The 7,289-nt window shown below is 70.5% G+C and carries 6 protein-coding genes; 4 read left to right on the top strand and 2 right to left on the bottom strand.

From position 1 onward, the window contains the following. The first annotated feature begins 293 nt into the window (after window positions 1-293). The 4 genes from hpf (at window position 294) to secA (ending at window position 5,859) form a co-directional block, all read left to right on the top strand. Window positions 294-911: a ribosome hibernation-promoting factor, HPF/YfiA family gene (hpf, locus tag ACXJKL_RS10185; RefSeq protein ID WP_457206944.1), complete on the top strand. Its 618-nt coding sequence runs from the start codon at window positions 294-296 to the stop codon at window positions 909-911. 49 nt (window positions 912-960) lie between these two features. After that, window positions 961-1,653, top strand: coding sequence for a response regulator (locus tag ACXJKL_RS10180; protein ID WP_457206943.1), 693 nt, complete (start codon window positions 961-963; stop codon window positions 1,651-1,653). Between the two features lie 15 nt (window positions 1,654-1,668). Then, entirely contained in the window at window positions 1,669-2,895 is a 1,227-nt protein-coding gene (locus ACXJKL_RS10175; protein WP_457206942.1) for a winged helix-turn-helix domain-containing protein, read from the top strand. Between the two features lie 84 nt (window positions 2,896-2,979). Next, the gene (gene secA, locus ACXJKL_RS10170; protein ID WP_457206941.1) at window positions 2,980-5,859 is read left to right on the top strand and encodes a preprotein translocase subunit SecA; all 2,880 of its coding nucleotides are present in this window, start codon (window positions 2,980-2,982) and stop codon (window positions 5,857-5,859) included. Between the two features lie 246 nt (window positions 5,860-6,105). Here secA and ACXJKL_RS10165 read toward each other — a convergent pair whose 3' ends face one another. Together ACXJKL_RS10165 and ACXJKL_RS10160 are read right to left on the bottom strand one after the other, a co-directional pair. Continuing rightward, window positions 6,106-6,681, bottom strand: coding sequence for an Rv3235 family protein (locus ACXJKL_RS10165; RefSeq protein WP_457206940.1), 576 nt, complete (start codon window positions 6,679-6,681; stop codon window positions 6,106-6,108). Continuing rightward, the coding region (locus ACXJKL_RS10160; protein WP_457206939.1) for a LysM peptidoglycan-binding domain-containing protein at window positions 6,678-7,289 on the bottom strand (612 nt) is incomplete at its 5' end. The genes ACXJKL_RS10165 and ACXJKL_RS10160, both read right to left, overlap by 4 nt.

Raw genomic sequence — 7,289 nt, 5'->3', positions numbered from 1 at the left:
GGTCCGTCCCATTCGCAGCCCCCGTCCCTTGGCCCATCCCATGGGACGGGCTAGCGTCTGTGCATGGAGTCCGCCCGGGTCCGTACGTCCGTCGTCCGGATACCCGTGCGCCCGTCCGGGACCGTGCCGTCGCCCCGATCATGCTGCGTGCGAGAGCCCCAGCCGGCGACTGTGCCGAGGAGGACCGGGTCGGCCGAGCGTGCTCCATCCCACCTGTCCCAGGTCACGGGGCGCCGCCCCGATGGCTCGAGGCAGGCGGGCCGATGAAGTAGTCCTGCTACCAGGAGGTTCACATGGATGTTGTGGTCACCGGACGACACTGCGAGGTGTCGGAGAGGTTTCGCGAACATGTGTCGGAGAAGCTCGCCAGGCTCGAGAAGCACGATCACCGGATCATCCGGGTCCAGGTCGAGGTGGAGCAGGAACGCAACCCCAGGCAGCACGACCGCGCCGTACGCGTTGAGCTGACGGCCTTCTCGAAGGGACCCGTGATCCGCGCCGAGGCCGCCGCCGAGGACAAGATGGGCGCCCTCGACCTCGCTCTCGACAAGATGGCCTCCCAGATGCGTCGCGCCGCCGACCGCCGTCGGGTGCACCACGGCCGCCATGCTCCCGTCTCGGTCGGGCAGGCCCTGGCCGAGATCGCCGAGCCGGTGACCCCCGACGGGGACGAGGAGATCGTCACCGAGCGCCAGGTCGGACCGATCACCGTCACCGGTGACGGACCGCTCGTGGTCCGGGAGAAGTCGCACGGTGCCACGCCGATGACCCTCGAGACGGCGCTCTACGAGATGGAGCTGGTGGGCCACGACTTCTACCTGTTCGTGGACAAGGACAGCGAGCGTCCCTCCGTCGTCTACCGCCGTCGTGGCTACGACTACGGCGTCATCTCTCTCGACCTGGACCGCTGAGCGATGCACTCGTTGCCCCGGTCCCACCGGCTTCTGCAATGATGCCGGGGTGACCGAGGCAACGGGTGTCCCAGGCACCAACCCCCACGAGCCGATCCGCGTCCTCGTCGTCGACGACCAGGAGCTGTTCCGGCGAGGCTTGACCATGCTGCTCGCGCAGGACACCGACATCGAGGTCGTCGGCGAGGCCGACGACGGGATCGTCGGCACGGAGCTGGCCACCACGCTGGCCCCCGACGTGGTGCTCCTCGACGTCCGGATGCCGCGCCGCTCCGGCGTGGACGCCTGCCGCGCGATCAAGGAGGCCGTGCCGTCGGCCAAGATCATCATGCTGACGGTCTCCGACGAGGAGGGCGACCTCTACGAGACCGTCAAGAACGGCGCCTCCGGCTACCTGCTCAAGGACTCCTCCATCGAGGAGGTCGCCCAGGCGATCCGCGTCGTCAACGAGGGCCAGTCGCTGATCAGCCCGTCCATGGCGGTCAAGCTCATCGACGAGTTCAAGCAGATGTCCAAGCCCGACAAGCAGCAGAGCACGGCGCTCAAGCTCACCGACCGCGAGCTCGAGGTGCTGCGCCTCGTCGCGCGCGGACTCAACAACCGTGAGGTGGCCAAGGAGCTGTTCATCTCCGAGAACACCGTCAAGAACCACGTCCGCAACATCCTCGAGAAGCTCCAGCTCCACTCGAGGATGGAGGCCGTGATGTATGCCATGAAGGAGAAGCTGCTGGACCTGCCCTGACGGGCAGGCACCACCATGGTCGGCGCGACGGACAGTCTCAGCACGCTCCAGGCGCGCCGCATCGCGCTCGCCGCCCAGGGCTTCACGGACCGCGCGCACGCGGCTCCCTCGATGCGCACCCTCGAGCGGACCCTGTCCCGCACCGGGGTCCTGCAGGTGGACTCGGTCAACGTCCTCCAGCGCGCCCACTACATGCCGCTCTACTCGCGCATTGGTGCCTACGACGTCGACCTGCTGCGCCGGGCCTCGCAGCGGCGCCCGCGCCGCATGGTGGAGTACTGGGCGCACGTCCAGGCCTTCATGCCCGTCGACCTCTGGCCGGTCATGCAGCACCGGATGGACGGCTACCGCGAGCAGCGGGGCAAGTGGGGCTTCACCGCCGATCCCGCCCTGGAGCCGGGAGTGCTGGCCGCCGTCCGCGATCGCGGCCCGGTCACCGCCCGCGACCTGGAGGAGGAGTTCTCCGAGGGGCCGCGCTCCCGGGAGCACTGGGGCTGGAACTGGTCGCAGGCGCGCAAGGTCCTGGACTACCTCTTCCTGGTGGGCGACGTCGCCATCGCGGGGCGTACCTCGCAGTTCGAGGTCCTGTACGACGTCCCCGAACGCGTGCTTCCGGCCGCCGTGCTCGCCGCGCCCACCCCGAGCAGGGCGGACGCGGACCTCGAGCTGGTCCGCCGCGCGGCGAGGTCGCACGGTGTCGCCACGCTGCGCTGCCTGGCCGACTACTACCGGATGCCGGTGGCCGACACCAAGGGCGCCGTCGAGACGCTGCTCGAGACCGGCGAGCTCACCCCGGTCACCGTGCCGGGCTGGACGCGCGCGGCGTACCTCCATCGCGACGCGCGGCTGCCCCGGCGGGTGGGGGCGCGGGCCCTGCTGTCCCCGTTCGACCCGGTCGTGTGGGAGCGTTCGCGCGCCGAGACACTCTTCGGCTTCTCGTACCGGATCGAGATCTACGTGCCGGCCGAGAAGCGCGTGCACGGCTACTACGTGCTGCCCTTCCTGCTGGGGGACACCATCGCGGCCCGGGTCGACCTCAAGGCCGACCGGGCGACAGGACGCCTCCTGGTGCAAGGGGCGTACGCCGAGCCCGGAGCGCCGCCGGAGACCCCCGAGGAGCTGATGGCCGAGCTGGGTCGGCTCGCCGACTGGCTCGGGCTCGCCGACGTCGTGGTGGGGGAGCGGGGCGACCTGGCCGGCCCACTGGCTGCCGTTGCCGCCATCGCTGGGAGGCGTGGGTAGCATGATCGACGGCCATCCGGCCGCCCGTACGTCGCACCACCCGCTCTCAGTCAACCCACCCTCTTTCGACGGAGTCGCATCACCGTGCCTGCCATCATCGACAAGCTCCTCCGCATCGGCGAAGGCAAGATCCTGCGCCAGCTCGAGGCGATCGCCAAGGCCGTCAACGCCATCGAGGACGACTTCGTCTCGATGAGCGACGACGAGCTGCGGGGCATGACGGTGGAGTTCCGCGAGCGGCTCGCCCAGGGCGAGTCCCTCGACGACCTCATGCCGGAGGCGTTCGCGACCGTCCGCGAGGCCTCCAAGCGGGTGCTGGGCATGCGCCCCTTCGACGTCCAGATCATGGGTGCGGCGGCGCTGCACCTCGGCAACATCGCCGAGATGAAGACCGGTGAGGGCAAGACCCTCGTCGCCGTGCTCCCGTCGTACCTCAACGCCCTCGAGGGCAAGGGCGTGCACGTCGTCACCGTCAACGACTACCTCGCCACGTTCCAGTCCGAGCAGATGGGCCGGGTCCACCACTTCCTCGGCCTGACCGTCGGCGTGATCCTGCCGTCGATGCGGCCGGCCGAGCGCCGCGAGGCCTACGCCTGCGACATCACCTACGGCACCAACAACGAGCTCGGCTTCGACTACCTGCGCGACAACATGGCCGACGCCATCGAGGACTGCGTGCAGCGCGGGCACAACTTCGCCGTCGTCGACGAGGTCGACTCGATCCTCATCGACGAGGCACGGACCCCCCTCATCATCAGCGGTCCGACCCAGGACGAGGTCAAGTGGTACGCCGAGTTCGCCACGATCGCGCGCTCGATGCGCATCGACCACGACTACGAGGTCGACGAGAAGAAGCGCACCATCTCCGTCCTCGAGCCCGGCATCACGAAGGTCGAGGACCACCTGGGCATCGAGAACCTCTACGACTCGGTCAACACCCCGCTCATCTCGTTCCTCAACAACTCCATCAAGGCCAAGGAGCTGTTCCGCAACGACAAGGAGTACGTCGTCATGGACGGCGAGGTGCTCATCGTCGACGAGCACACCGGTCGCATGCTGGCCGGGCGCCGCTACAACGACGGCCTGCACCAGGCGATCGAGGCCAAGGAGGGTGTGACTGTCCGCGAGGAGTACCAGACCCTCGCCACCGTCACCCTGCAGAACTACTTCCGCCTCTACGAGAAGCTGTCCGGCATGACCGGTACGGCCATGACCGAGGCCTCCGAGTTCGACAAGATCTACAAGCTCGGCGTGGTGTCCATCCCCACCAACAAGCCGATGGCCCGCGAGGACCAGGGCGACCTGGTCTACCGCACCGAGGAGGCCAAGTACCTCGCCGTCGTCGAGGACATCGCCGAGCGCAACGCGGCCGGCCAGCCGGTCCTCGTCGGCACCGTGTCGGTCGAGAAGTCCGAGCTGCTCTCCGGCCTGCTGCGCAAGAAGGGTGTCCCGCACACCGTCCTCAACGCCAAGCAGCACGCCGACGAGGCCAAGGTGGTCGCGCTCGCCGGCCACCGGGGCGCCGTGACCGTCGCCACCAACATGGCCGGTCGAGGCACCGACATCATGCTCGGCGGGTCCGTCGACTTCCTCGCCGACCAGGAGCTGCGCACGCAGGGCCTCGACCCGGTCGAGAACGTCGAGGAGTACGACGCCGCCTGGCCGGGGATGGTCGAGCGGATCAAGGCGCAGGTCGCCGCGGAGCACGACGAGGTCAAGGGTCTCGGCGGCCTGTACGTCGTGGGCACCGAGCGCCACGAGTCGCGCCGCATCGACAACCAGCTGCGCGGYCGYTCCGGCCGTCAGGGCGACCCCGGCGAGTCCCGCTTCTACCTGTCCCTCGAGGACGAGCTGATGCGGCTCTTCAAGTCCGACTGGGTCGACCGCGTCCTCCAGGTGCTCAAGGTGCCCGACGACGTCCCGATCGAGAACAAGCGCGTCACCGGCGCCATCGCCAGCGCGCAGGGCCAGGTCGAGTCGCAGAACTTCGAGTCCCGCAAGAACGTCCTCAAGTACGACGACGTGATGAGCCGCCAGCGCGAGGTCATCTACGGCGAGCGCCGACGGGTGCTCGAGGGCGCCGACCTCGAGCAGCAGATCCGCACGTTCGCCAACGACGTGGTCGTCGGGTACGTCGCGGGCTCGACCGAGGGCTACGCCGAGGACTGGGACCTCGACAAGCTGTTCACCGCGCTCAAGCAGCTCTACCCGTGCACCCTCACCGAGAAGGGCGTCGACGCCGCCGCCGGCGGTCGCGCCGGGCTGAGCCGTGAGGCGCTCGTCGCGGACATCCAGAAGGACATCCAGGCGGCGTACGACCGTCGTGAGGCCGAGATGGGCGAGGAGGTCATGCGCGAGCTCGAACGGCGCGTCATCCTCTCCGTGCTCGACCGCAAGTGGCGCGAGCACCTCTACGAGATGGACTACCTGCGCGAGGGCATCTACCTGCGGGCATACTCCCAGCGCGACCCGCTCGTGGAGTACCAGCGCGAGGGCTTCGACATGTTCACCGCGATGATGGACGGCATCAAGGAGGAGTCGGTCGGCTTCCTGTTCAACCTGCAGGTCGAGATCGCCGAGGACGACGTCGAGCACGACCACGCGCACGACCACGACCACGCGCACGACCACGACCACGCGCACGACCACGACCACGACCATGCACACGACCACGACCACGAGGTGGCGCCGGTCGGTGCGGCTCCGGCGATCGACATGGGCGAGGCCCAGGCCCACGCGCCCCAGTTCCGGGCCAAGGGCCTCGAGCGCAAGGAGCGACCGACCAACCTGGCCTACTCCGCGCCCAGCGAGGACGGTGAGGTCGAGGTGAAGGCCGAGGTCGTCGCCGACGAGTACGACGGCGTCGGTCGCAACGACATGTGCCCCTGTGGTTCGGGCAAGAAGTTCAAGCGCTGCCACGGCGCCCCGGGCGGGGCCTCGGGCCGCGCCACCATCGGCGGCTGAGCGACTCGCACGCGTACGACGGCCGGGGYCGCCTCGCGCGGGTCCGGCCGTCGTGGTCCTCCTCGCTGCGCTCTCCAGGAGCGGTGAGTGAGCCACGTTCTCCGGCCGTGGACTGTGGCTGGGTGACCCCTCGTTCGGCGTGTACGCCGCGACACGCCCGGTAGCGGTGGCGCCGCCACAGTGCGACGGTGCGAAAGGTGGCTGGCTCACCGCTCCGCCGGACGACGTGACGACCGGCGGCCGTCCTCAGCCGAAGACCAGCGCGACACACTGCCAGCGACCGTCGCGAGCCTCGAAGCGCGCGGCGAGGGCGCGGGAGCGCTGGCCGTGGCGGACCCGGGCCGAGACCTCGAGGGCGTCGGCGGACACCAGGCTGGTGCGGACCGAGGCCACCGTGGGGCGGATCGCGCCCCGGCCGCGACCCGTGGCGGGGGTGGTCCCCGCGGCGAGGGACACGGTCGCGGCGCGGCGGCCGAGCTCCTGGTAGAGCCGGTGCTCGGTGTGGCGGAGCAGCTGGCTCAGCGGCCGGTCGCCCATGGCGATCTCGACGGCGGCGCACAGGTAGCGGTGGACGAAGGAGTCGAGCCGGTGTCGTCGCTCCCCGTCCACCGCCACCAGGTCGCCGTGCGGCAGGTCCAGCGTCGAGTCCGGCTCCGGCGGGTCGAGCCGGGGTGTCAGGTCGAGGGCGAGCGCGCCCTGGACACTGGCCACCGGCACGGGCGGGCGGAGCGGGATGACCTGGGCGTGGGGCTGGGCCTCGCGGGTGCTGGTCATGTCGGTTCCTCTCGTCGTGGTGGGCATCCGGTCGGCGGGGCGGTTCATCGCTCGTCCTTCGCGTCGGTGCTCGGGGGCAGGTGGAGCCGCTGGCCGGGGCGGATGAGGCCGGGGTCGGCGCCGATCTCGGCCCGGTTGGCGGCGTAGACGGCACGCCACGCGTCCTCGACCTCGCCCGGTCCCGCTGTGGCCGGGAGCCGGGCGGCGGCGAGGGACCAGAGCGAGTCGCCGGCGCGGACGATCACCTCGTCCCCGCGGGGCGCGGCGGCGACGGGAGTCCGCCGGGAGGGCGCGGGCGCGACGTGCGGCGGCGCGACGGTGGCGAGCGCGCGGGCGGTGGCACGGTCGGGGAGGGGGAGGCCGGTGAGCCGTTCGAGGTCGCCACCCTGCCCGGCCATCGCGGGGGTCGCGACTCCCGCGACCACGGCCGCACCACAGGCGGCCAGGACCAGACGTCGGGTCAGGCCGTGCCGCCCGTGGGGGACGCGGCCGCCCACGAGGGCGACGGTGGTCGCGGTGGTCACCAGCCAGAGTCGGACCACGCACGCGAGCAGCGCCGCGGCGCACACGGCGACCAGCAGGTCCTCGAAGCTGCGCTGCCAGGTCTCGGGGTGCGCCAGGGCGGTGGCCAGYCCACCGGCAAGCCAGCAGGTGCC

It is taken from the genome of Nocardioides sp. P5_C9_2 (assembly GCF_054049555.1).
Note: the sequence above shows the minus strand (reverse complement) of the source record. Positions and strands in the feature narration are given on the sequence as shown.

Excerpts from the sequence above, each read along its gene's own strand:
- hpf (WP_457206944.1), top strand. The coding sequence starts at position 294 with ATGGATGTTGTGGTCACCGGACGACACTGCGAGGTGTCGGAGAGGTTT.
- ACXJKL_RS10165 (WP_457206940.1), bottom strand. The coding sequence starts at position 6,681 with ATGAACCGCCCCGCCGACCGGATGCCCACCACGACGAGAGGAACCGAC.
- ACXJKL_RS10175 (WP_457206942.1), top strand. The coding sequence starts at position 1,669 with ATGGTCGGCGCGACGGACAGTCTCAGCACGCTCCAGGCGCGCCGCATC.